This window comes from Ralstonia sp. SA306 (genome assembly GCF_054792405.1).
The window spans coordinates 1,231,662-1,256,534 of the sequence record NZ_CP096452.1; the positions used below are offsets into that span (position 1 = coordinate 1,231,662).

Here is a 24,873-nt window from a genome sequence, read left to right on the forward strand (position 1 = left end):
GTGCTGGCAACCGGCGTCCAGAATGCCCTTATCACCCGATTGCTTTCAATCAGGCCCACCCCGCATGGGGCGAAGCTGGAGGACACCATGCCCGCCATCGACGAGATCAACGGCCGCATCGTCTACTACCGTCCGCCGCCCCCTCCGCCGCCTCCGCCCACCCCCGAGCAGAAACAAGCCGCCGCCGACGCCAAAACCAAGACCGACGCGGCCATCCAGACAGCCAACACGGCGGTCAACGACTACATCAACAACGGCGACGACTCCACGGCCGCGCAGGCCAAGCTCGACAAGCCGCTTTCGGACGTCATCAACTCGGTGCAGAACGAGTTGCGCCGGCAGGCCGACGAAGCGCCCGGCGGCGGCGAGAAGAAAGCCATCGAAGACGCAGCGGACGCCATCAAGAAACGCGATCCCGATGCCAAATGGCTGGACAAGATCGTCGACGACGCAAAAGACGCGGTGGAGAAGCAAGACCCGAGCCAGCGCACCGCATCGGAAGCGCGCGACGGCGTGCTTGATGCCCAGGACAAGCTGCAGGACGCGCAAGACATCAAGGTCACGAACCGGACCATTGCTGAAGACAAGCAGGACTCGATCAACACGGCGCAGGCCAACCTGGACAAGGCCATCCAGGATTTCAAAACCGCCATTGGCGGCGAGCTTTCCACGTACGAGAACTTCGGCTCCGGCGACAACCTGAAGGCCGCCAACGATGCCACCGATGCGCTGGCAAACGCCCACCCTGATTGGGACGACGGCAGCCTCGCCCTTGCCAGGAACATCGCCACGGCCGATGCGATCCAGTACCAGATCAACCACATCAACCCGAACGACCCCACGCTATCGGCACAGGACAAGGCGCTCGCCACCAACGACCCGGTGCAGTTTGCGTGTGTGCAGCTTGCGCGGCCGCACGCCAATGACAAGAACGCCGAGCAGATCTACGAGCAGATCGGCGCAGCCAGCTACGACGTGCGCGTGAACTACACCAAGGATCAGGTCGCGGCCAAGATGAAGGCGGGCGATGCCCAGGGCGCGCTGAAGATCCTGTCGACCAACATGAACGACGTGTCGGTCACCAGTGCCGACCCCGACGCGCGAGACCATCTGTACCAGGTGGCCGGCGCGCCCTTCTTCAACGCGCACAGCGACTACTTCAACAAGCAGATCAGCGACCTCACCCAGGTCTACAAGTACAACCCCGACGACCCGGACGCCAATCGCAAGATGGCCGACAGCACGGTCAAATACGACGCTGTCGGCAAATGGATGAAGGACCTCGCCACGGTGGCACCGCCCGAGGTGGCAAACAACCTGCTGACAACCGTAGAAGATCGCTTCAACGACAACGGCCACTGGTTCCAGAGCAACGCCGGCGCCGACACGTCTGGACTCGTGCCCCATGGCTCGGACTTTTATGGCGGCTTGAGTCTGACGGCTGCCGTGGCCGATTCACCGCGCTTTGCCAGCGACCAGTCGAGCACCGACCACGCCCAGCAGGTTGCCAACTGGCTGACCACCAACTCCAATGCCAAATCGTTCCTCTACAGCATGCAGACCTCCGGCTCGGGTGGGAGCATGCCGTCGTGGGTGCCGGTGCAGAACGCCGTGGGCGACGGCAACGGCGCCACCGTCACCGATGCGCTCATCCAGCAGCACGGCAAGGACTTGCCCAACGTCGACATGCTGCAACGCGCCTTCGACCGCGGCAACGAGAAGGTCCAGCAAAAGCAGGCAGAGGCCGACTACAAGACGTTCCAGTCCGACCAGAATGCGGGGCTGAAGAACATCTTCGGGCAGATGTCCAAGACCACCTTTGGCAAGGACACGCCGCTTTACAACGACAAGGCGCAGACCTTCACCGGCCCCGATTCCGACACGCAGCTCAAGAACTACATCGGCGGCGCGCTGATGATCCAGGCCGACAACGCCGGCGCGCAGAGCAGCGGCGCCACCGGCACCGCGTGGTTCACCGGCGGCAACAGCACCAAGGTCATCAACGAGGTCAACAAGACGATCCACGAGGCGGGCGGGGACAACCCGACCGTGAAGGCCATTCCCATCGCCTACGTGGACACGAGCGCGGGCGTGATGCCGACGGCGTTGTTCGAAGTGGCCGACAAGAATGGGGGTAAGCCGCACTACATCGACGATCGTGGTTGGGACTACAGCAGCCTTGATGATTACCGCCACAACAACGCCTTGTCCGACGGCGGCACGATCTACGTGCCGAAGAACCTGGCTGGCACGGTCTCGCTCGACAGCAACGGCATTCCGGACGTCGATCACTTCAGTGCACATATCACCACGACGGGGCAGAAGATCCGGCACGTGGTCGACATCGTGGCCGGCGTAGCCACGGCGGTGGGCGGCGTGATCCTGTCAGTCGGCACGTTTGGCGGCGCGGCACCCATTGGGGGGGCCTTGGTTGCGGTCGGCACAGGCTGGATCGTGGGCGAATCGATCGATCACCTCGACACACTGGCGGATCACGGGCGCTCGTGGTCGCCGCTGAACCCCGAAGCGACGAATGACTGGCTAGCCATCGTCACCTCTGCTGCAGGCGAGTACAGCCTTGCGGGCAAGGGCCTGGTCGCCGTATCGGACGTGGCCAATGCATCGAGGCTCTTCAAGATCACGCGCTCGGCGTCGGACCTCGTGGCTGGTGGCGGCGGCATGATCATGACGGGCGCGCAGGTCAAGGACCTGCTGATGTACGGCGACCGGATGTCAGGCGAGCAGAAGGCCGAATCCATCATGTTCCTGGGTCTCGGCCTCGGGCAGGTGGGTGCAACGCGCATGCTCGAACGCGTTGGGCTGTCACAAGGCACCGAACGCGTCGGCCTGCTCAACGCACTGAAGAACAACGCCGGTCGCTACAAGCCCACCGAGATGGCGCCCGAACCCACCACGGTGGCCGCCAATGACCCAGCCACTGCGGGCCGACCAACCACCGATCCGACCACCGAGCCAGTGATCACGCAAGCCGGCGGCAAGACCACGGAGCCTGCCGGCACCACCCTTGGCAACGAAGGCAAAGACGGCACGACGGGCAAGCCCGGCACCGACCCGATCGACCCGGTCACAGGCAAGCCCAAAACCGCCGGCGACCCCATCACTGAACCGGGCAAAACAGGCACACCGGGCGACGAAAGCAGCCCGACCAACCCGGGGCCTGCACGCCCCTCGCGGCCGCTGCCGGGCGCCCTGGACGACCTCGCCAACCCGGAAATCACGCTGACGAGCTTTACCGACACGCAAAAGGCTCTGGACGCCGGCACGCAGAATGCGCTGTCGCAGCATGCCGATCTACTGCTCGATGCAGAGAACTACCGCACCGACGGCACCACCAATGGCCGCCACCCGCGCGGCATTGGCGTGCGCAGGCTGGCCGCCAAGCTTGCCGAGATGAGCGACCAGCAGCGGCAGCTCATCCTCAGCAAGGCTGAGTTCGCGCACGACACCGCCAACATCAAAGACCCCGTGCGCATGAGCTGGCGCCAGCGCATGCAGCTCTACCGCGGCAAGTCGTCGGTATTCGGCCGCACGGCGGATCGCATCATGTCGCCGGTGGACCGCATCCAGGCGCTTTTCGTGGATCGCGGCATCCGCAAGTTCTTCGTCAAGGGCGGCACGGAAGACGCCGCCGCCGCGCTGCAAGACACCCAGCGCATTCTGCTGGTGACGGGCTTCACCGTCGGGCGAGATCCGGTCTCGGGCCGCGCCCTGCCGGAAACGGACGGCCCCGTCGGCACCGCTGAAATGGCAGCCAAGCTCGCGCTGGCCGGCCGGGACATGACCATCGCCACCGATTCGGCCAACATGCCGGTCGTGCAGTCCGTGCTGGCGAGCCTCGATGGCGGGCATCTCGTCAAGCTGGAGCCGTTCGATGCCAAGCGCGGGCAGCCCGCTCGCGATGCCGCGAACGAACTGCTTGACCGCGTGCAGCCCGACGCAGTCGTCGCCATTGAACTGCCGGCCCGCAATGCCGACGGCGATTACCTCAACATGCGCGGCATCTCCGTGGCGGAAGTGAATGCCCCGAAGGATCAGATCGTGCTTGAGGCCAACAAGCGCACGGGGATTGTCACGGTGGGGGTGGGCGACGGCGGTAACGAGGCCGGCATGGGCAGCCTGCGCAGCAATATCCCGCCCGTCACGCTCGCCGATAACACCACGATCGATTTCGCATCGACCGTGCCGGTGAAGTATCCCGTGACTGCGTGGAACTCCAACTTTGGCGCGCAGGCCATCCTGGCCAACATGCTGCACCAGATGGGCCGCATGGACCTCATGACCACGCCGGAGGAACTACACGCAGCCATCAAGGCATCAGTGGATGCCGGGGCGGTGGACGGTGTCAGCCGCAAGCGCGAAGCCAGCGTCGACGGCTTCCCCTCACAGGTGCATCAGGGCATGCTCGTGCTGCTGCGCGAAGCGATGAACCACATGCCCACGGACAAGACCTTCGACGAAGCCACGCCCACGGAGCCGTTTACGTTTGCCGCATTCGATTCCAGCAACGGCGGGCTGATCGCCGCCAAGAACATGCTGGCGACCATCAAGGCGCAAACGGGCGAAGACCTCCCAGTGGCCATCGTGGTCGACCACGCCAACGCGCCCTATGGCCCCAAGAGCCCAGAGGCGCTCATCCGCCTGGTGGGCAACGGCCTGCAGACGGCGCAGCGCCTGAAGGCCGCCATGGTTGCCATGGCGTGCAACACAGCGTGCACGGCCTTCCCCAAGGCGCTGGACAACGTGGACGTGCCCGTCATCGATTTGATTGACGTCACCTCACGCGCCATCGTCCAGCACGGCGGAGACCGCCCGGCCGTGATCGCTACCGCCGGCACCGTCAAGAGCCTCGCCTATCAGGAGAAGGTGGCCACACTGACCGACGGCAACATCCGCCCGCAGGCCGTAGCCGCTCACAAATTTGCTGATTTCGTCAACGACCTCAAGCACAAGAGCGATGATCCGACGGTCAAGAAAGAACTGCAGGAGGCATCCGACCTGTACGTGTCGGAACTGGACCCGACCACCACATCGCTGTGGCTGTGCTGCACGCACTATCCAGCCATGAAGGACTTCCTCGTGACGTCGCTGCAGAAGCGCGGCATGGATATTCCCGTGGTCGACCCGATGCAGTACCAGGCCAAGGCGGTGCTCGATGCCATCGGCCAACAGGAATGGAAGGTGCCCAGCGCGGCGTATTCGTCCGATCCGTATGTCGTCACGTCTGGCAAGACCGGGCCGGTGAGCGAGTCGGCGCAGAACCTGATGGACCTGCCCGATGTGCCAGTGCAACGCGTGCGCAGGTTTGGCCCCGGCAGGACGCTGGACAGCGTGATTCCCTCGAACCCGAGGCTTGAGCCCAGCCCCATCACCAATGCCGTGCAGGCGCTGTTCACCGGCGACTCGGCCCGCATTGAAAACCCCTTGGGCATCGACCAGGCCGCCGCCGCGCTGCAAAACAGCAACCGCATTCTGGTACTGGCCGGCGCCCGCAACGCACACGGCGCAGTGGATACCGATGGCGTGGCCGGCGCCGCTGTGTTCGGGCATGACATGCAGGCGGCGGGCAAGCATGTCGTCTACGTGGTGCCGCATGAAGCCGTGCCGGCACTCGATGCCGCCCTGCAAGCGCGCGGTGCCGCAGTCAATGACTACAGCATCGTCCCCTTCGATGCCACACACGGTGAATCGGCACGCGCCGCCGCGCAGGAGCTGTTCAACGGAACAAACGGCGAGGCACCGGACACCGTTGTGTCGATCAACGTGCACGGCCGCAATAGCGAAAACCGCTACGTCGACCAGAACGGCAACGACGTCACTGACCAGACCGTACCGCTGGACGAAGTGGCCATTGCCGGCTGGAAGACCGACGGCGTGACCACCATCGGCGTAGGCTCGCGCGGGCATGAAGCCGGCATGGGCAACACGCGCCGCACGGCCCCGCAGGTAACCCTGCCCGATGGCACGGTGGTGGACCCGCGTTCAGTGGTGCCGGCGGACCACTATGTGAGTGCATCGAACTCCAACTGGGGCGCGCACGGCCTGGCGGCTTCGGTGCTGGAAGCCGCCGGCCGCACGGACCTGCTGACCACCCATCAGCAGCACATGGACGCGCTGAACGCCACCGCCAGCGCCGGTGCTGTCGATGGCACGACGGGCCAGGCCACCGGCACGGTGGGCGGACACGACAGCAACACTTATCAGACGGTCGTGCAGATGATCAACCTGGCTGCGGGCAAGAAGCCCGATGTGCCGCCACCTTCGACCGCAAGCGCGACAGGGCCGAAGGGACCGGGAGGCCCGCGGCCCGACAACGCGGCGCCCAGCCCGCAGCCCACCGGCAGCAAGACTACGGAGCCCACCGCCCCGGCCATCAAGACCAGCGAAGCCGGCGACGATGGCAACGGCACTCCGCCCACCGGGCCCGACCGCGCCGCCAACGCTGGCGAACCCAAGCGCAAGCCGTGGATCCGCTGGATCTTCGCGGGCTCGCTCACGGGTGCGTTCTCCACGGCTGCGAGTTCCGCCACGCTCACCGGAAGCGCCGCGACGCACGCGGTATTCGATCCGTCCGTCACCAGCCCGCTGTCGTTCATGTATCGCGGCGGCATCGCAGCATTGCGTGCCAACAAGACACGCGCCGTGTCTGACCAGGTCGGCAAGTTGGGCACCGAAGACTCAGACTCGGCACTGGCTTGGCTCAAGACCAACATGTCGGATCATGGGCGCCGCTGGGGCGTGACGAAGGGGGACCGGCAAACCATCGCCGACGCGGTCGCGCGGTTCCAGGACAACCCGGATGCGCTCACCGCCGCGCTGTCCAAGGTCGACGACCCCAAGGCCAAGGACGACCCCGATGTACAGGCACTGCTGGCCCTCAAGGGGGCGCCGGGCAAGCTGCTTTCGCCCAAGAGCCCCGTGGGGCGCGCGAACGACACGCTGCAACTGCTGACACTTGCGCTCAATAACGGCAACACGGCTTACTGGTTCGCCATGCATGGCGCGCACCTGAACACGCCGTCGTTCTGGAGCAATGCGCTGTTCCTGAGCGCCAACCTGGCACTGTCCAGCCGCAACTTTGCCGGCCGCCTGGGCGCGACGTTCAACGACAAGGCGACCAACGCGAGCCCGTGGCTGAACCGTGCCCAGGCGTTCACGATGTCGCTGTACACGGTCGGTTCAGTACCCCTGGCGATGAACGACGCGCTCATGCACACCAACAGCCCGGCCATGGGTGCCACCAAGGCGGCACTGGACCTGGCGTTCGGCGCAGGCGCCCTGCGCATTGCCGGCGACCTGATGCCCAGGGTCGGCCAACGGCTGCCGAGCAACGCCATGCTGCCCGGCGGCGTGATCCTGGGTGTGGCGGCGGTCACGCGCTTCGGCATCGAGCTGTTCGTGCCTAACCAGGCGGCCAAGCCGGCCGTTGCGCAAGTGCAGGCCAACGGCAACGGGCAGGATCAGAACAACCAGCCCATTGCCGCGTTCCCGCTGCCCGACATGCAGGGCGTAAGCGGTGACCTGCTGCGCGCCAATGCCCCGCACGCGTTGCCATCGATCGGCCCAGCGAAGTCGCCGCAGTATGCGATCGTTGGCCCAGGCGACACACTCTGGCAATTGAGCGCCACCGATGCCGCCAAGCTGCTTGGCGCCACGGCCCCGGCATCCGACGCGCGCACGGCTGCCGCGTTGGACAAACTGGCACCGATGAACAGCCAGTTCGACTGGGCGGCGCTGGATGGCAATCCATATACGCAAGGCGCAACGGGACAGGACCCGGATCTCGTCGTCCCGGGTGACATCGTGCGGATCGGATAACGGGGAAAGCAAGCCGGGCAGCGGGCAGCGGCGGGCGCAGCAGTCAGGCGCCCGCCGCCTTTTTTCTTTCGCGTTCGTTGCGCGTTCAGGAAGTGGACGACACGTAAGGATTGCCCACCGCATCCGCGCCTTCAGCCCAGCGCAGCAGCGCCGCCACATCGCGGAACAGCGTGCGGTCAATGGTGGTATCCATCGGCACGGTGTCGTGCAGGCGCTCCGCCAGACCTGCGTTGGCAGCGGTCGGCACGAGGTGGTATTCGGCCATCTGCCGGATGCGCTGGACAGACTCGCCGCTGCCCTTGGCGATCACCATCGGCAACGTGCCATCGCCGGGGTAATACAGCGCCACCGCATGCCGCGCACTGAACACGATGGCGGTGGCAATGCGCATGCGATCTTCCAGCGCGCTGTATTGCACCTCCAATGCAAGCTGGCGGCGGCGCCCCACGATGTGCGGATCGCCCTGCAGCTCACGGTGCTCACGGCGCAGTTCTTCGGTAGACATGCGGTTCTTCTTGAAGAATTCGAAACGCACGTGCCAGTAGTCCAGCGCGGCCATCAGCACGTACACCACCGCCGCCCAGCCGAACAGCACAAGAATCAGATGCGCGACCACAGCCAGAATGGCCGCCGGCCGACCGTAACCGGCCTGCAGCGGCAACGCCAACGACCCGCGAATCACCACAAACAGCGTCAGCGCCAGGCAAGCCACCTTGAACAGCATGATGGCAAGGCCGATGAGGTTGCGCACGGAGAACATGCGCTGGATGCCTTCCCCCGGATTGAGCCGTGACATTTGCGGCGTCAGGCGTTTGGGCGCGAACATGCCGCCCACCTGGGCAAACGCACCCAGCACTGCCAGGACGGTCACCAGCACCAGGACGGCGGCGCTCAACAGGAGCCACTCCGCCCCTGCCGATACCAATGCCTGCCGCACCGCTGCAGTCGGGTCGCGCGCCTGCGCCACGGCGCTCACGTTCTGTATCAGCAGGCCGCGCATGCGTTCGAGCAACCACGGCCCGCCTTGCCACAACAGCACGAGCATCCCGATAAAGACCAGCGCGCTCGTCACGTCCGTGCTGCGGACGACTTCGCCTTCGCGCCGCACATCCTCCAGCCGGCGCTGGGTGGGCTTGTGCTGTTTCTCGCTCATGAGCCGGGGCTGTGCAGCAGCGCGCGCAACAGCCAGACCATCTCACCATTGCCAGCCAGGAAGGTGCGCATCGATTCGAAGACAAAGCCGAGGAACAGCACCATCATCAGCACGGCCAGCAGGCTCTTCACCGGCTGGGCGAACAGGAACACGTTCAACTGCGGCACCGAGCGGTTGATCAGCCCGATGCCCAGCTCCGCCACCACCAGCACGATGATCACGGGTGCGGCCAGCTTGAGCGTCCAGCCGAGCACGCTATCGGCCTCGTGCACCGCAAACTGCTCCAGCGCGACCGATGCGCTCGGCAACATGCGTTCGATCGGCCAAAGCTTGTACGACTCGAAGAACGCGCCAAGCATCACATGCAGGCCGCCGCCTGTGACGAACAATGTGACAGCCATGAAGCCGAGGAAACTGGCGGTCGGCCCGCTCTCATGCCCGGCCACCGGGTCAAAGAAGGATGCATTGCCCGAGCCGGTCTGAAAGTCGATCAGGTGGCCGATGTTCTCGATGGCCCAAAGCAGCGCGCCAAACGCCATGCCGAGCAGCACGCCGATCAGCGCTTCCTTGAGGGCCAGCGCCATCCACAGGCCGCCGCCCTGCACGTTCATCGCCGCGCCCGCCATGGACGGCGCCACGAACACCGCCAGGATGGCGATGAACCCGCTGCGCACCATGCCCGTCACCACCCGCCCGCTGAACACGGGCACGATGAACATGATGGGCAGCAGCCGCGGCAGCACCAGCAGCGCCTGCCGGAACAGGCCTTCCATGGAGTGCGGATCGAACCCTTGCATCGGCTCAGGCGGTGATCTTCTGGCTGACCAACTGGCGCGCGAGCTGGGCTTCAAGCGCGGCGTCTTCTTCCTGCCATTCCGCCGCGCGGCGCTGGGCGGCCACCACGCGCTGCTCGGCACGGTCGACGGCCTCGCACTTGGCGTTCGCGCGGGCCACATGCCGCTGGGCGCGTGCCTGCGCCACCTGCTCGGCCGCCAGCGCCGTGCCGGTCTGCGTGGATTCGACGTGCGCGTTGACGATGGCACGATCCAGCGCCAGCCGCGCGGCATTGGCGCCGCACAGCAGCGCGACGGCGCTGCGTGCGTCTTCACGCACGGCCTGTTCAATGGCAGCGTCGTGCGCAGAGCGCGCCGATACCGTTTGCTGCAACCCTTGCTGCGCCGCCGCGTTCTGCGCGGCTGCCTGGGCCACCAGGGCAGCCTGCTTCTGCGCACGCGCCATGGCGCCGAGCTTGCGCGCTTCGCGCACGCGGGCGAGCTGACGCAGCACATCGCTCATAGCGCCCCCACCACGGCTTCGAGGTCGGCCACGGTGCGCTCCAGCTTCACACGCGCATCGGCGTCCTGCTCAAAGAAGCGCGCAAGCGCGGCATGGGCGCGCAATGCGGTATCGCCCAGGGCATCGCTGCCTTCGCGGTATTCGCCAATCTGCACGAGCAATTCGATCTCCTGGTATTTGGCCAGCAGCTCGCGCACGCGTTGGGCGGCGGCGCGATGCGCTGGCGTGGTCACCTGCGGCATCACACGGCTGATGCTGGCCAGCAAATCGATGGCCGGATAGCGCCCGGCCAGCGCCTGCTTGCGCGAGAGCACGATGTGCCCGTCGACGATGGAGCGCACCTCTTCGGCAATCGGGTCGCTCTCTTCATCGCCCTCCACCAGCACGGTGTAGAAGGCGGTGATGACACCATGCGCACCCGCACCCGCCCGCTCCAGCAACTGCGGCAATACCGAGAACGTGGAGGGCGGAAAACTGCGCCGCGTGGGCGGCTCGCCGCTCGCCAGCCCGACCTCGCGTTGCGCCCGCGCAAACCGCGTGAGTGAATCAACGAGCAGCAGCACGTTCTTGCCGCGGTCTCGGAAATACTCGGCCACGGCGGTGGCCACCAGTGCACACTTCACGCGCTCCATGGCCGGCCGGTCAGACGTGGACACCACCAGCACCGTCTTGCGCCGCGTCGCCTCCGGCAGGCACAGCTCCAGAAATTCACGCACCTCGCGCCCGCGCTCGCCAATCAGCGCGATGACGTTGACATCGCTCTGCGCGCCGCGCGCGATCATGCCAAGCAGCGTGCTCTTGCCCACGCCCGACGGCGCAAAGATGCCCAGCCGCTGGCCAATGCCCACCGTCAGCATGGCGTCGATGGCACGCACCCCGGTGGAAAGCGGCGCATCGATGCGGCGGCGTGACAGCGGGCTGGGCGGCTCTGCATGCGTTGAAACACGCTCGTTGGTGAACAGCGGTCCGCCGTCATCCATGGGCGCGCCCAGCCCATCGAGCACGCGGCCAAGCAACGCATCGCCCACGCCAAAACGATGCGCGCTGCCGGAGGGAATCACCTCCGTGGCGGCCGACAAGCCGTGCACGCTGCCCAGCGGCGTCAGCAAGGTGGACTGCCGCTCGAAGCCAACGACTTCCGCATAGATGCTGCGTTCACCGGGCGTGCGCAGTTCGCACACTTCGCCCAGCCGCGCCTGGATGCCCGATGCATTGAGCATGAGCCCCACCGCACGGTGAATGCGCCCGCGCATCTGGACGCCCGCAGCCATGCCGTCGGCGCGCTCCAGCACGTCGCGCAGGCTACGTTCCAGATCGCCCGCGTCGATGATGTGGCTGACGGCGGGTTCGGTCATCCTTCGTCCCCGACCAGTGCGGCGTGCAGCGCAGCCAGTTGCGTGTCGATGCCGGCTTCGACCACGCCGGATGCGGTCTCCACCACCAGCGCCTCTTCCGACAGGCTGGCATCGGGCACCACGCGCACGCGGCGGGTACCGTCGGTCATGGTTCCCAGCACACGCTCCAGATCCGCCACCTGCTGCGGGGCGATGCGCACCGTCAGCACGGGTTCGTGTTCGACCAGTGTTTCGATGCGCGCGAAGGCCTTGGCATAGATCGCCTCGCGCGGCAGATCGGCCGCCAGCTCGCGCACGGTGCGCGTGACGAGTTCGGCCATCAGTTGCTTCATGGCCGCCAAGGCACGCGCGTTGGCAAGCGCATCGGCGTACAGTCGCGTGGCGGCTTCGCGTTCGCCCTTTTCATAGCCTTCGTCGTAGCCGGCCTTGAGTCGTTGCTCGCGCTGCGCCTCGGCATCTTCCAGCAGGCGCTCACGTTCTTCCTGTGCGTTGCCGAGGATGCTCGTGGCATCGAGCAGCGCTGCATACTCGTGCTGCTTGAGCACCTTGCGCTCGCTCAGGATATGCAGCTTGTCGGTGGTAATCAGAAAAGCCAGTCCCATGCCGGCACCTGTTCAGGAATCAAGCTCAGCCGCAGCAGCTCGCCCAGTTCTGCGCGTTGCGTGCGGCCCAGCAAATACGGCGGCCGATCAGCGTCGGCCGCGTTGCGCGGAAACTTCAACGCCAGCCGACGGATGACGGCCGGGCCAAACGGCACCAGAAAATCAGTCAGCAACCGGCGCCCACGGGCGCGCAGCGTTTCCACCGCCAGGCGCGGGTACTGGCGCTGCGCCTGCAGGGTCTCGGCAACGGCCTCGAAGGCCGGCATGCGCTCCAACGCAAAGGCCACCAGCGGTGCACCGAACGCCAGATCGATGGCCTGGCGCGTCTTGCGCGAGACTTCGCCCTCGCGCAGCCACTGGCGATGCAGGCAAAGGCCGCAGCACACGGCCAGGCGCTCCAGCGCGTCGGCGGGCAACAGGGCGACGCGCTTTTCCATGGCGGTGAAGTCGTAGTCCCATTCGCCGTGCAACTGATGGGCTTGCAGCAGCGCCCGCGCCAGCACGGCGCGCCCGGCCTCGCCATAACGGGCGGGGTCGCGCAACGCCAGCGGCCAATCCGCCGGCAGCCACGACGCGTCGATATAGCGATCCGGCCGCAGGTTGAACGTGGCAACCAGCCCTGCCAGTCGCGCATCGGTGGTCATGACGCCCGCTCCGGCCGACGTCCGCTGAGGTTGTCGAACACGCCACGCCGCCATGCCACGAGACCTGTTACCACCATCGCCGCGACGATCAGCAAGCCGAGCAACCACACCAGGGGGTTGCGCATGCTGAATGTGCCGAGCAACGCCGCGCCCTTTCGCACGTCCACCGGCACCGGCTGTGCGCCCTGCAAGAACAGCGATACGTTGTCGTAGCTCAGCCCTTCAATGCTGTGCGCGACGAGGTCTTTCACCATCGGCGCCATGGCGGTGAGGTTCACGCCGGGCCGGTAGCGGATGTACACCGCAGCGGAGGCTGGCTTGGCCTTGTCGGCCAGCGGATCGTTCTCGGGAATCACGACATGCACGTGCGCGAGCATCACGCCATCCACATCCAGCAGCGTGCGCGACAGCTCCTGCGATACGCCGTAGATGTAGCGCACGCGCTCTTCAGCCGGCGTGGCTACCAGCCCCTGTTTCTGGAACACCTGGCCGAGTGACGCCAGGCGCGGGCGCGGCAGGCCCTGCGCACGCAGCACCGCCAGCGAGGGACCCATGTCGGCCTGGTCGACGGTAAGCGTCCAGGTGCGGCCTTCCTGGCCCTGGCCGTCCTGCACGAGCTTCTGCCCGCTGATGCCAGCCGCCGACAGCGCGGACACCATCTCGTTGACCTCGACCTCCGACAGGCCGGTGTACAGCTCCTGCTCGCACCCGGCCAGGCCGAAGAGGCAGGCAAGCGCCATCAGCACACCCAGCAATCGGTTCATGTCAGCCTTCCTGGTTCTTCAGCAGCGAGTGGCTCACGCCGTTGGCGGCCTGCGCAAAGCTCATATCCATCTGGTACTCGGCCAGCGTCATCGAGGCGAAGTAGCTGAAGTCGGCCAGCTTCACCATGGTCATGGTCACGTCCATGCTGTCGAGCGAGTCGAGCATTTCCTGCCGCTTGCTGTTAATGCTGGTGTAGCGCTCGTTGAGGTCGTGGCCGTAGTCGCGCCACTGGCCCATCGCACCGTCGGCGCCGGGCCCACGCGTGAACGAGAACGACACATCCGGCACCGGCGATGGCGTTGCGTGGGAGGCCATCGGAATGGGCTGCGCCGGCAACGTCGCGGGCTGCACCGTCGTGGTGGCAACCGGGCGCATCATGCCGCCAAACTGCTGGGCGTCGGTGGGCATGGCGGCCTGCGTAGCCGGAGTGCCGATGCCCTGCTCGACCTGCCCCGGGCCCTGGGCCGCATACGCCGCGGGGTTCACCTGCGCGGCCTGGCTGGCGCCGGCAGCACCGCCGGCTTGCGCCTGTGCGGCCTGAGTCGCGGCAACGGCCGCAATCGCATTCGCTTCGATCGACATCGTGCCCTCCTGAATTCGGTGAAGCGGCGGCAGGCCGCGCCCGCCGCCGCTGGGGTTGCGCGTCAGCTCGCGCGCGCGCCGTCGCGGACGGCACCGGCTGCCGAAGCCGCCGTATTGCTCAGCGATTGGGCCGCGCCGATGATGCCGCTGGCTGCCGCGCCCTTGGCTGCGGCGGCCTGCACCGCCGTGGCGATCTTCAATTGGTCATCGCCGGACTGGTTGATGCTGCCGATGGCGCCGTCGACGCCGGTGGTGGGTGTACCTGCCATGGTGCTCTCCTGGATGTCAGTCAAAAGGGTCAAAAGGATCAAACGGAACTACCAACTGCCTGGCGGTGGCAACCGGCCTCGCATCTGCCGGCGACCTCCGTACGACACACCCCACGCGCGGGAAAGGGGACCCGCTGCGCTACGGTGTTTGCGGCTGGATCGGCCACGTGACCGATTGCCCGCCGCGGTCGAGCACCACACCATCTGAAGCGATGCTCTTCACCTGGAGGCCGCCCTTGAGACGGGCGCCCTCGAAATACAACTGGCCGTCGCGCGTCTGCACAAAGCGCGTGCCGTCTTCGTCTTCATACGTGCTCACGATGGCGGGCAGGCCGTCGGGGCGCGGCGTTTCCGCCACGATGTTCGGCGGCGGCGGGCCATCCCACGCCACGCGGTCGACCACCTCGACGGCCGGCTTGGCGTCGCGCGCGTAGTTGCGGATACGCTGCCACGCCTGTGCGCGATCGGCCGTGCCGCTCACCACGATGCGGCCATGCCCGTCGTAGGCCACGTTCAGCGCGGCCGTGCCGCTTGTGCCGCCGGCGCTGAAGTACTGCTGCGCAGCGGCCAGCAGATCGCTCACCACATACACCTCGCCAATCGACACATCGGACAACCCGCGCGCGCGGCTCAGCAGCGCCTGATGATCTGCCTCGGTCGGCACGTAGCCGGACACGCGCGACGTGCCGTCTGACGCTGGCGTCACCACAATCTCCGCCGGGTCACCCAACGCGTGGCGGACCTGCGCTGCACGCGCTGCGGGGTCGCGGCCCCACAGCGACCAGCCGTCATGCCCGGCAAACGCGACCACGCCGCCGGCCAGCAGCACCGCAAGCCACAGGCCGATGCCGGCAACCAGCCACGTCCGCCCGCGCCCCGCCTTGGTGGACACCCGCGACAGCCACACCGCGGCGGCCAGCGGCATCCACGACGGCACGCGCTCTGCCAGCACCGCAGCACCCGCGCCTTCCACTGCGGCGGCCGGCATGCGGATCGTCCCGACCTTTTCGATGCCGACGCGGATGTCGCCCATGGCAATCACATCGCCTGGCACCACGCTGCGGCGCGTCTGGCCGAATGGCTGGCCGTTGAGCGTTGGCTCGGCGTCATCCAGCCGGCGTGCAGAGACAGCAATGCCGCCCACCTCGAACATCAGCTCGCGCGCAGCGACACTGCTGTCGGGCACGATGATTTCGCAGTTGGGCGCCGAGCCGACCACGTTGGCGCCCATCCGCAGCGGCATCGATCTGCCGTATAGCGGGCCGCTCAGGAAGCACAGCTTCCAGGGCGATTTATCCGAGTGCGGCGAGGGTTGTGTGGCTGGCTGGTTCATGCAGTCGCGAAACAGGCGGCGTGGGCAAGGTGCCGACACTGGCCGGCGGCTGGTTGGGTGCCGGCGTGTTGGGCAACGGGCCCGGTTTCCAATCGGTCGATCCCGGCACCGGCATGCCAACGCCCGGGATCGATACGGCAGGCACGTCGTTCGGATTGGTACTGGCGGCGGTCAGGATGCGGGGGGTCAGCAGATAGAAGCGCTCCATGTGCTGGCCGGTCTTGTTGGTGTACTTGAACAGGTTGCCGATGAAGGGCACGTCCGACAGGAACGGAATGCCCGACTTGGTGTTGTTCAGGCTGTCGGAGTTGAAGCCGGCAATCAGCAGGCTCTTGCCTTCTTCGATCATCGCCTTGGTCACGATCGAACGCTCCTGCACCACCGGCAACTGCGAGACGCGGTCGTTGGTCAGGTTGCCGTCGTCGATGTCGATCGACATCATCACGCTCATCTGCCCGGCCTCGTTGACGATGAGCGGCGTGACCTTCACGCTCGTGCCCGTCGTGATGCCGTACAGGGACGCATCCTGAAAGCCCGACACCGGCACGTAGAAGTGGATGAGGTTTTCGAGGATGGCTTCGGTGTTGTCGAGCGCCAGCACCTTCGGCTTGGCTTGCAGTTGCGCATTGCCGCTCTGCGTGAGCGCATTGATGCGCGCCAGCAGGTAGTTGCGCAGGCTGCCGCCAATCGATGCGGTGAGCGCCATGCCGATCGGGGTCGTGGCGCCGGTCTGGCCGTCTTCCGTGGTGCCGAGGTTGAACGTGAGCGGCGGATTGTTGCCGTTGCCGGATTGGAAATCGCCGTGCGTGGTATGCAGGCGCCAGTCGACGCCGAGGCTGTCGAGCGAATCGGTGCTGATGTCGATGATGGTGAGGTTGATCTCCACCAGTCGCGGCTTGGTATCGAGCGAGGCAATCAGGCGCTCGTACTGCGCCATGTGCTCGGGCACGTCGCGGATGAGCACGGCGTTGATGCCCGCGTCGGCCTCGATGCGAGGGAGGTCAGGCGGTGCACCACCGCCCGATGCGGCGGGCGCCTGCGCGCCGTAGCCGGAATCGCCCTGCGCGCCGGCCAGCGGAATCTCGATGCGCGGCACGTTGATGCTGTCACCGGAGCTGAGCTTCATCTGCCGGGTCGGCCCAGTCAGCCGCATGGCGCGCGTGGGCGACATACCGGGGCTGCTGGCACCCGGGTTGGGCGCGCCCAGCAGACGACGCATCATGGTGGCAATGCCCGGAATCGTCACGGGCTTGCCAGACCGGTTGATCTCCACATCGCCCGCCCATGCGTACTTGAGCGGGAATGCGCGAATCTCGGCGCGATCCATGCCGCGCGACGGATCGGCAATCGATGCAATGGCCTGGCGCACCAGTTCCACATAGCGCTTCGGGCCAGATGCGTAGACGGTGTTTTCCTTGTCGCTCACAACCAGCGGAAAGCGCTGATCGGTGATCTGCATGGCGCGCAGGATCTGCGCAAGCTCCGGGCCGCTGCCCTTCGGAATGGGGAAGACCTGCGTCTGTGAATCGTCTGCGCGATCCACGTAGATGAGCGAACCGTCGTAGTACCACGTGAGCCCGTAGGTGGCGCACACGGTATTGAGCGTGCTGGCAGGCGGGCCCGAGAACTTGCCGTTGATGGTGCCCTCCACCTTCGGGTCGACAACCGCCGTCACGCCTTGGGATGCCGCCAGCTCGCGGATGAAATCGCCCACCTTCTTGCCTTCGGCCACCAGCGTGTACGACCGGTTGCGCCAGCGCAGCTCGGCCGCCTGCACCAGGGCCGCCGTCGTCAGCAGCCATAGGCACGCTGCTGATGCACTCCACCGCAGGAATCGATAGCGTTTGTTCACGCGTGTTCTCGCTCGGTTATGTTGTTGTTTGTTCGGCGCCATCTCGCGATCCCCCCGCTAGAAAGGCGCCACACCGCCGTAAAACACCTGATCGAGTGCCATGCGGGCAAAACGCAGCACTTCGCGTCCGCCCCACCCCGCCAGCACCACGATGGTCACCATCACCGCAATCAGCCGCACCGACAGGCCGATGCTCTGATCCTGGATCTGCGTCACTGCCTGCGCGATGGCAATCAGCAACGCCGATACCGTCGCCACGGCCACCACCGGCAACGAGACCAGCAGCACCAGAAGCAAGCCCTGGCGTGTGGCTTCGAGAATGGTGGCGCTCATGTTCATGGGCCTGTCTCCTTGTGCGTTCTATGCGTTCTGTGTTCAGGCGGGGTTGGTCACCCAGCCCACGGTGTTGAGCTCGATGGCTTCGTCGATCTCCTGGTACGACAGCACCGGCAGATCGCCAAACACCGGCTGCAACATCGTCTTGACGTAGCGCCGGCAATTGAGCGACACCATCACCGCCAGCGGGCGACCATGTCGGTCTTTCTCCAGCGGGCGTGTGCCGCCCAGGATCTTCACCACCTGGTCGGTAATCGCCTGCTTGGCCTCACGCGTGAGGCTCAACACGCTGCCCTGCTTGGTGTGCACGACGGCCTGCTCGATGCGTTCCTGCAAGGACTGCTCGAACAGCACCACATCGAGCACCCGGCTGGTGCCGCAGAACTGCTCGGTGATCTGGCGGTGCAAATCCACGCGCACCAGTTCCACGAGGCCGATCACGTCTTCGGGCTCCTTGGGCGACCACGTGATCAGGCTCTCGAAAATGGCCCGAAGGTTGCGGATCGACACGCCCTCCTGCACCAGCCGGCGCAGCACTTCGGTAATGCGCTGCGGGGGCACCAGGCGAGTGAGTTCGGCCACCAGTTCGCCGTGTTCGCGGCGCATGATCTGGATGAGGTTCTGTGTTTCCTGAATGCCAATGAGCGACGCGGCGTTGCGCTCGATGAGCGTTTCGACTTCGGCGGCCAGGCGGTCTTCTGCAGGCACGGCACTGTCTGGAATCGCATCGCGCTCCGGCAGCGTGCCTTCGGCGGCCAGCACGTCCTGCACGAGCAGCGCGTAACCGTGAGGCGGCAACGCCGCATCCCAGTTCAGTTGCACACGCGGGAACACCGCACCGAGCCTGCGCTGCACGCGTGACTTGGCTTCGGCCAGGCGGGTCTGCAAAGCAACAAGTTCGATCTCGCCACGCAGGTCTTCCGACAGGCGCACCGCAATGGGTGCCGCAATGCCTTCTGCGGGCGAGCCTGCTTCGGGCTCGGTCAACCGCCGTGCGTCGGGGCCGAGCACAAGCAGATCGAGTGGCGGGGCCTGCCGGCGCTGGCGCATGCGGAGGAACGCAGCCGAAGCGGTGCCGATCGCCAACAGCAGGAACGACCACTTGGGAAACCCCGGCACCAGCAGGAACGCCAGCAGCACGCCGCTGGCCATCAGCATGCCGCGCGGGTGGGCGGTGATCTGCGCGCCGATCTGCTGGCCGAGGTGGCGGGCCTCGCGGTCACGCGTCGCCACACGGGTGGTGACGATGCCGGCAGCAATGGAGACCAGCAGCGACGGAATCTGCGAGGCCATGCCGTCGCCCACCGTCAGGATCGCGTAACGGTGCAGCGCATCGCCAATCGACATGCCGTGCATGAGCGCACCCACGGCAATGCCGGCCAGGATGTTGATGACCGCGATGATGATGCCGGCAATGGCGTCGCCCTTGACGAACTTCATCGCGCCGTCCATCGCGCCGTGCAGCTGCGATTCCTGCTCCAGCGCTTCGCGGCGGCGCTTGGCTTCGTCAGACGTGATGATGCCGGCACGTAGATCCGCGTCGATGCTCATCTGCTTGCCGGGCATTGCATCCAGCGAAAACCGCGCACCCACCTCCGCCACGCGCTCCGAGCCCTTGGCGATCACGATGAACTGCACCACCGCGATCACCAGGAACACCACGCCGCCCACTACAAAGTTGTTGCCGACCACCAGCTTGCCGAACGTGTCGATCACGTGGCCCGCGTTGGCCTGCAGCAGGATCAGCTTGCACGAGGCGATGTTCAGCGACAGCCGGAACAGCGTCGTAAACAGCAGCACCGCCGGAAATGACGAGAACGCAAGCGCCGACGGCAGATAGATCGACACGCACAGCAACACGATGCTGGCCGCCAAATTGAGCGAGATGAGGCCATCCAACACGACGGTCGGCAATGGCAGCACAAAGAGCGCGACCACCGCCACCACAAACACGGCAATCGCGATGTCGTAGTTCACCAGCCGCGCCCAGCGCATGCCGGTGAGCGGAACGTTCAACGCTGCAGCAAGATTCCGAGGCTTTGCCATGGAGCGCCTTTGGGCCTGTTTGGGGCCGATTGGGCCCAGGGCCCACGAATGTCCGTAGAAGGCGGACGCTGTTCAGCCCCCCTTCCCTTGCGAAAAGTGTAGAGGTGGGGGGCCTCTGCGCTCAACGCTGAAACTCGTAGTCGCGCGGCCAATCTCTGACGAAGTTTCGGGGTCGACTACGCTTTTCGGTAGTTCATCGCGGCGTGTGCGCGCCACTACAGTGAGTGCATTCACTTGCCACGCGAGAGGCCACGGTTGACTGCTTCGAATGTGGGTGCCGGCGATGTCCGCGCGCCGATCCTGTTTGGCGAAGAACACATCGTGGTCGATGCGGAATCGATCCGCCTGGGTGCGATGGCGCGCGCCGAGTCCTTCTCTGAAACCGCGCAGGATCTGCGGGCCGCGCACGGTGCGCAGGAACGGCAATTGCTGTTGCGCGCCGTCTTGCGCAGCATCGGTTTCGACTGGCTCTGCTACTACCGGCTGACCCGCATTGGGGAATCGATTACGCGCGTGCTGTACTTCCGCGCGTATTCCCCGCCCAACTGGCCCAAGCGCTACGTCGACGAGCGTTACTTTGAAGTCGACCCGCGGTTGGCCTTCGCGCTGCGCTACGAATGGCCCCTCGTGTGGGATCTGGCCGACCTGGGCGCAACACTCACCGCTCCGGCAGATGCAGATCGCCTGCACCGCCTGTTGCAGGACGCCGAACGCTACGGCCTGCGCAGCGGTATCAGCTTCGGTGTCGTGAGCCCCCGCAGCCTGGAGCACAGCGTCATCTGTTTTGGATCGGGCAACAACGCCAAGGGCTGGATTGCCGACAACGTGGTCGGCCAAGCCTATGCCGTGGGGCTCGGCCTGCACGAATTCCTCATGCAGCACGCCAAGCCGTTGCATGAAGACACGCACGCGCGTGCGCTCACGCAGGTGCAACGGCAGATTCTGGAGTTCATCACCAGCGGGTTGTCGGACAAGGCGATTGCCGAGCAGCTCAACATGTCGCCGCACAACGTCGACTATCACCTGCGTCAGCTCAAGAAGAAATACGGTGCACAGAACCGCGTGCAGCTCGCCTATATGGCCGGGCGCATGTTCATGACATGAATACGCTCGACGCTCGCATGCTCTCGGCTGTGGACCAGACATTGGCGCGTACGCTGTCGCGCCTTTACCTGGCGCGCGCGGCACTACCGTTTTCCGTAGGGAACACACCCTACGAAGCGCGTTGCGAAGCCCACGCCGTGCAGGCCGCGGCACAGGCCTATCGATTCACGCTGGGCGATGCGCCGGGCTGGCTTCTGCTCGATGCCGCCGCCGAGCATGCGTGGCTGGCCGACGCCGCAGATGCGCACGTGCCGCAAGCCCTGCGCTGCGCCGTGCTGGCCGACGCCCTGGCGCCACTCACACGAGCCACCGAACAACGCAGCGGACGCGCGCTGGCGTGGCTACCTGAGACCGCGCCGCCCGACATCCGGTTGGATCGGCCGGACGTCCTGCAAATGATGATCACCCGCCGCGATGCCGATCCGGCAGAGGACGGTGCCGCGCCGTGGCTGGCACGGGCCGGGCTGCTGTTCGACGCGCCACAGGTTCTGCCCGAACTGTGCCCGCCGGAGCTGGCCGCGGAGCCCATTCCGCTGGCCGCGTTCATGGGCACACAGGTGCCGCTGCGCTTCGAACTGGGCGCCACCTTTCTGTCGCGCCGCGACTTTGCCAGCATTGCGCTGGGCGACATCGTGCGCATCGAAAAATGGCTGCCTGCGGGCAATGCGCTGCGCTGCGTGGCCCGCGTGCGGGGGCGGCTGCACCTGCGGGTGTTCGGGCAAGTGCAAGGCTCCCGCATCGTCGTGGAAAACGTGGAGGAAAAACCGATGGCAACCGAGAACCCAGCCCCCTACACCGCTGCATCCGGCACGGAGCCAACAGCGCACCCGCTCCCCACCGACAGCCTGGACGACATCGAACTGGTCACCACTTTCGAGCTGGAAGAGCGGCGGCTGTCATTGGCCGAACTGCGTGCGTTGCGGCCCGGCACGGTCATGGAGCTGGCGCAGCCGCTCAATCAGGCTGTCATCCGCATCCTGGCCAATGGCATGCCGGTGGGCGAAGGCCATTTGATTGCAGTCGGCAACCGGCTCGGTGTGCGCGTGTCGCGCTTCATCGGTCAGGCGGCACCCGGGCAGGCATAACGCCTGCCCTTCCCTCAACAAGAACAACGCATCGACACACTCGACACGCCCCATGGGAAACCTGCCCAATCCCGTAGCGATGATTGCCGTGGTGGCGGCGCTGGGCATCGCGCCCTTTGCCGCACTCATGGTCACGAGCTACACCAAGCTGGTGGTGGTGTTTGGCCTGCTGCGCTCGGCACTGGGCATTCAGCAGGTGCCGCCCAACATCGTGCTCAACGGCATCGCGCTGATCCTGACGGTGTTCATCATGGCGCCAGTCGGCATGGACATGGTCGACAACCTGCGCGGGCGCAACTTCAACCTGAGCAGCCAGATGAGTGTGGATGACGTGATCGCCATCCTCGATGCCGCGCAGCCGCCGGTGAAGAAATTCCTGCAGACCCATACCCTGGAATCAGAGCGCAACTTCTTCGTCAAATCCGCCACGAGCATCTGGCCCAAGGAGCGCGCCGCCGGCCTCAAGAACGACGATCTGACAGTGCTCGTACCGAGCTTCACCCTCACCGAGCTGATCAAGGCGTTCCAGGTGGGCTTTGTGCTCTACATCATCTTCGTGGTGGTCGACCTGATAGTGGCCAACCTGTTGCTGGCGTTGGGCATGCAGATGATCGCGCCGACCACCATCTCCGTGCCGTTCAAGCTGCTGCTGTTCGTGATGCTCGATGGCTGGTCGGTGCTGGTGCACGGGCTCGTGCTGTCTTATCGATAGAGGTGGCGACCATGCGTGCGAGTGCTTTCATCGTTGCCGCCATGACTTTTGGCGCCTGCATGGCAGCCACGTCTGCCGTGGCGGGACCACGCATTGATGCGCGCGCTTTCGCCACGCTGGCCGCCACGTGTGCACCGCGCGTTGACCGCCTCACGCTAGAAGCGCTAGTGCGCACGGAGTCTGCCTACAACCCCTATGCGATCGGCGTGGTGGGCGGCAGGCTGGTGCGCCAACCTGCCACGCTGGAAGAAGCCGTGGCAACCGCGCGTTCGCTGGAACGCCAGGGCTACAACTTCAGCGTCGGGCTCGGGCAGGTCAACCGCTACAACCTCGCGCGCTTTGGCGAGACACTGGAAACCGCCTTCGACGCCTGCCGCAACCTGCGTGCAGGCGGCACCATCCTCGCCGAGTGCTTTGCGCGCTCACTGCCTCGCTATGGAGATCAGCAACAGGCGTTGCGCGCGGCGCTGTCTTGCTACTACAGCGGCAATTTCGAAACCGGCTTCCGCCATGGCTATGTGCAGAAGGTTGTCGCCAACGCTGGCGACGTGCCGGCCATCGTGCCCGACGCCGCCGCCCCTGGGCGGATCGAGCCGATTCCTGTCGTGCCCGTCGGCGGCGGCACGCCGGGCCCAAGAGCACCACGCCCGGCCTCGGCCTCTGCGCAACCACGGGTGCTGACCGGCAGCGCGTGCACGGGCCAGACCAGCCGGCAGGTGATGATCGTTGCGTGCAATCGCGCCGACGGCACATCGTGCCTGCGCTGCGTGGCGCTGCCCCGCTGAATGCCGCGCGGCAGCTTGCACATCGTCCATCCCGGTCAGATCAGGCTCAGGCGACCCGCAATGTAGGCCAACTGCGCGCGGTTGGTCGCGCCGTAGCGGCGGCGAATCAGGCGCAGGTGGTAATCAACGTTGTGTGCCGTGGTGTGCAGCTTGATGGCGATTTCCTTGTCGCTCATGCCGGCGGCCAGGCACGTCAGCACACGGCTTTGCATGACGGTGAGCGGTGCCTCTTCACCAGATACGCGCGTGTTGCGCGTGAACGTTTGCAGTGGCGCCCGCCAGACCTGATGCAGCGCCATGCCAAAGAGGATCGACTGGCCAAGCACGCTGTCGCTGATCCACTCCCGCCCTGCATGCGGTGAACTGAGGCTGACAATCGCTTGGCTCATGCCCTTGCCGGCGCCCAGGCTGAACATCACGCCGCTGCGCAGGCCGTGTTCGTCCATCGTCTGCAGCAGCGTGCGCATCGCCGGTTCCATGCGCGCCTGGCCGCGCGCCAGCGATGCCAGATCCCACACCAGCGGCATGCCCGTGGCAAACACCGCAGGCAGGCGCGGGTCGACGGTGAAAAGGCGCTCGTCGCAATAGCGCTGCAGGAACCGCGGCGCCACGTAGTTCTTGAGCATGGCCACCGTAGGCGGCGCGTTTTCGTGGGGCTCGGTCAGCGCGTAGGTGAGGGATGAAAAGCCCATCAGCCCCATCAGCCCGGACACAATGCGTGCGCGCTCGGCCACCCCGCGTGCGGCCTGTAGTTCGGCAGCCAGGCGCAGGCGACCCGGCTGTGCGGGCGCGGGCTCGAACAGCAGCGCGTGCTCGTCCACGGGAACAACGTCCGTGCCCGGCGGCAGCGGCACGAAGAAGCGATCGCCATTGGCGGCATCGTCTGCAGCAGTGCGTGCGGCCAGGGAATCGGCGTGCCCGGGTAGCGGTGCAGTGTCCGCCTTCGCGGACAGCGCATCCAGGTCGAGCTGGACGGAAGCGCTTGCGCAGGTGGAAACGCCGGACTGCGCGTCCGCCCCCTTGAGCGCGGTGCGCATGTCCATCAGCAGCGCCACGTCTTCGGCGCGGGGGAAACGTACTGCCTGCAAACCATCTGAGCGATGTGCGGCGGCCATTGC

19 protein-coding genes are annotated in these 24,873 nt (G+C 66.0%); 5 read left to right on the top strand and 14 right to left on the bottom strand.

What is annotated here, in order from left to right; translation table 11 throughout:
• The first annotated feature begins 87 nt into the window (after positions 1-87).
• The gene (locus tag M1D44_RS22080) at positions 88-7,836 is read left to right on the top strand and encodes a glutamate cyclase domain-containing protein (RefSeq protein WP_439004449.1); all 7,749 of its coding nucleotides are present in this window, start codon (positions 88-90) and stop codon (positions 7,834-7,836) included.
• An 85-nt stretch (positions 7,837-7,921) separates the two neighbouring features.
• On the opposite strand, the gene M1D44_RS22085 is transcribed toward M1D44_RS22080, so the two are convergent.
• The 13 genes from M1D44_RS22085 to M1D44_RS22145 all read right to left on the bottom strand — a co-directional run bounded on the left by M1D44_RS22085 (position 7,922) and on the right by M1D44_RS22145 (position 20,018).
• Entirely contained in the window at positions 7,922-8,989 is a 1,068-nt protein-coding gene (locus M1D44_RS22085; RefSeq protein WP_316852449.1) for an EscU/YscU/HrcU family type III secretion system export apparatus switch protein, read from the bottom strand.
• Complete coding sequence (sctT, locus tag M1D44_RS22090; protein WP_235193233.1) at positions 8,986-9,762, bottom strand: type III secretion system export apparatus subunit SctT; 777 nt, start codon at positions 9,760-9,762, stop codon at positions 8,986-8,988. The genes M1D44_RS22085 and sctT overlap by 4 nt, the downstream gene beginning before the upstream one ends.
• A 28-nt stretch (positions 9,763-9,790) precedes the next feature.
• Positions 9,791-10,285 (bottom strand): hypothetical protein, encoded by a 495-nt coding sequence (locus M1D44_RS22095; RefSeq protein ID WP_024978645.1) that lies wholly within the window; start codon positions 10,283-10,285, stop codon positions 9,791-9,793.
• Positions 10,282-11,640, bottom strand: a complete 1,359-nt coding sequence (locus M1D44_RS22100) for a FliI/YscN family ATPase (protein WP_024978644.1) — start codon at positions 11,638-11,640, stop codon at positions 10,282-10,284. Before M1D44_RS22100 ends, M1D44_RS22095 begins: the two co-directional genes overlap by 4 nt.
• The gene (sctL, locus tag M1D44_RS22105) at positions 11,637-12,242 is read right to left on the bottom strand and encodes a type III secretion system stator protein SctL (protein ID WP_024978643.1); all 606 of its coding nucleotides are present in this window, start codon (positions 12,240-12,242) and stop codon (positions 11,637-11,639) included. The genes M1D44_RS22100 and sctL overlap by 4 nt, the downstream gene beginning before the upstream one ends.
• A complete protein-coding gene (locus M1D44_RS22110) occupies positions 12,224-12,886 on the bottom strand; it encodes a SctK family type III secretion system sorting platform protein (RefSeq protein ID WP_024978642.1) in 663 nt (220 codons plus the stop codon). Before M1D44_RS22110 ends, sctL begins: the two co-directional genes overlap by 19 nt.
• Positions 12,883-13,650 (bottom strand): type III secretion system inner membrane ring lipoprotein SctJ, encoded by a 768-nt coding sequence (gene sctJ / locus M1D44_RS22115; RefSeq protein WP_051541538.1) that lies wholly within the window; start codon positions 13,648-13,650, stop codon positions 12,883-12,885. Before sctJ ends, M1D44_RS22110 begins: the two co-directional genes overlap by 4 nt.
• A 1-nt stretch (position 13,651) precedes the next feature.
• The gene (locus tag M1D44_RS22120; protein WP_024978641.1) at positions 13,652-14,233 is read right to left on the bottom strand and encodes a hypothetical protein; all 582 of its coding nucleotides are present in this window, start codon (positions 14,231-14,233) and stop codon (positions 13,652-13,654) included.
• A gap of 62 nt (positions 14,234-14,295) precedes the next feature.
• Positions 14,296-14,502: a hypothetical protein gene (locus M1D44_RS22125; protein WP_024978640.1), complete on the bottom strand. Its 207-nt coding sequence runs from the start codon at positions 14,500-14,502 to the stop codon at positions 14,296-14,298.
• A gap of 139 nt (positions 14,503-14,641) precedes the next feature.
• A complete protein-coding gene (locus M1D44_RS22130; protein ID WP_024978639.1) occupies positions 14,642-15,835 on the bottom strand; it encodes an FHA domain-containing protein in 1,194 nt (397 codons plus the stop codon).
• A complete protein-coding gene (gene sctC / locus M1D44_RS22135; RefSeq protein WP_112188149.1) occupies positions 15,795-17,729 on the bottom strand; it encodes a type III secretion system outer membrane ring subunit SctC in 1,935 nt (644 codons plus the stop codon). Before sctC ends, M1D44_RS22130 begins: the two co-directional genes overlap by 41 nt.
• Positions 17,730-17,744: 15 nt before the next feature.
• A complete protein-coding gene (sctS, locus tag M1D44_RS22140; RefSeq protein WP_024978637.1) occupies positions 17,745-18,020 on the bottom strand; it encodes a type III secretion system export apparatus subunit SctS in 276 nt (91 codons plus the stop codon).
• Positions 18,021-18,062: 42 nt separating this feature from the next.
• The gene (locus M1D44_RS22145; RefSeq protein WP_051541566.1) at positions 18,063-20,018 is read right to left on the bottom strand and encodes an FHIPEP family type III secretion protein; all 1,956 of its coding nucleotides are present in this window, start codon (positions 20,016-20,018) and stop codon (positions 18,063-18,065) included.
• Between the two features lie 306 nt (positions 20,019-20,324).
• On the opposite strand from M1D44_RS22145, the gene M1D44_RS22150 reads away from it, so the two are divergent.
• The 4 genes from M1D44_RS22150 to M1D44_RS22165 are packed head-to-tail and all read left to right on the top strand — an operon-like array spanning position 20,325 to position 23,755.
• Entirely contained in the window at positions 20,325-21,173 is an 849-nt protein-coding gene (locus M1D44_RS22150) for a helix-turn-helix transcriptional regulator (protein ID WP_024978635.1), read from the top strand.
• The gene (sctQ, locus tag M1D44_RS22155; RefSeq protein ID WP_316852450.1) at positions 21,170-22,258 is read left to right on the top strand and encodes a type III secretion system cytoplasmic ring protein SctQ; all 1,089 of its coding nucleotides are present in this window, start codon (positions 21,170-21,172) and stop codon (positions 22,256-22,258) included. The genes M1D44_RS22150 and sctQ overlap by 4 nt, the downstream gene beginning before the upstream one ends.
• Before the next feature lie 52 nt (positions 22,259-22,310).
• Positions 22,311-22,970 (top strand): type III secretion system export apparatus subunit SctR, encoded by a 660-nt coding sequence (sctR, locus tag M1D44_RS22160; protein WP_024978633.1) that lies wholly within the window; start codon positions 22,311-22,313, stop codon positions 22,968-22,970.
• Between the two features lie 11 nt (positions 22,971-22,981).
• Positions 22,982-23,755, top strand: coding sequence for a lytic transglycosylase domain-containing protein (locus M1D44_RS22165; protein WP_428984632.1), 774 nt, complete (start codon positions 22,982-22,984; stop codon positions 23,753-23,755).
• A 35-nt stretch (positions 23,756-23,790) separates the two neighbouring features.
• Here M1D44_RS22165 and M1D44_RS22170 read toward each other — a convergent pair whose 3' ends face one another.
• Positions 23,791-24,870, bottom strand: coding sequence for a helix-turn-helix transcriptional regulator (locus M1D44_RS22170; RefSeq protein ID WP_316852451.1), 1,080 nt, complete (start codon positions 24,868-24,870; stop codon positions 23,791-23,793).
• Between the last annotated feature and the right edge of the window lie 3 nt (positions 24,871-24,873).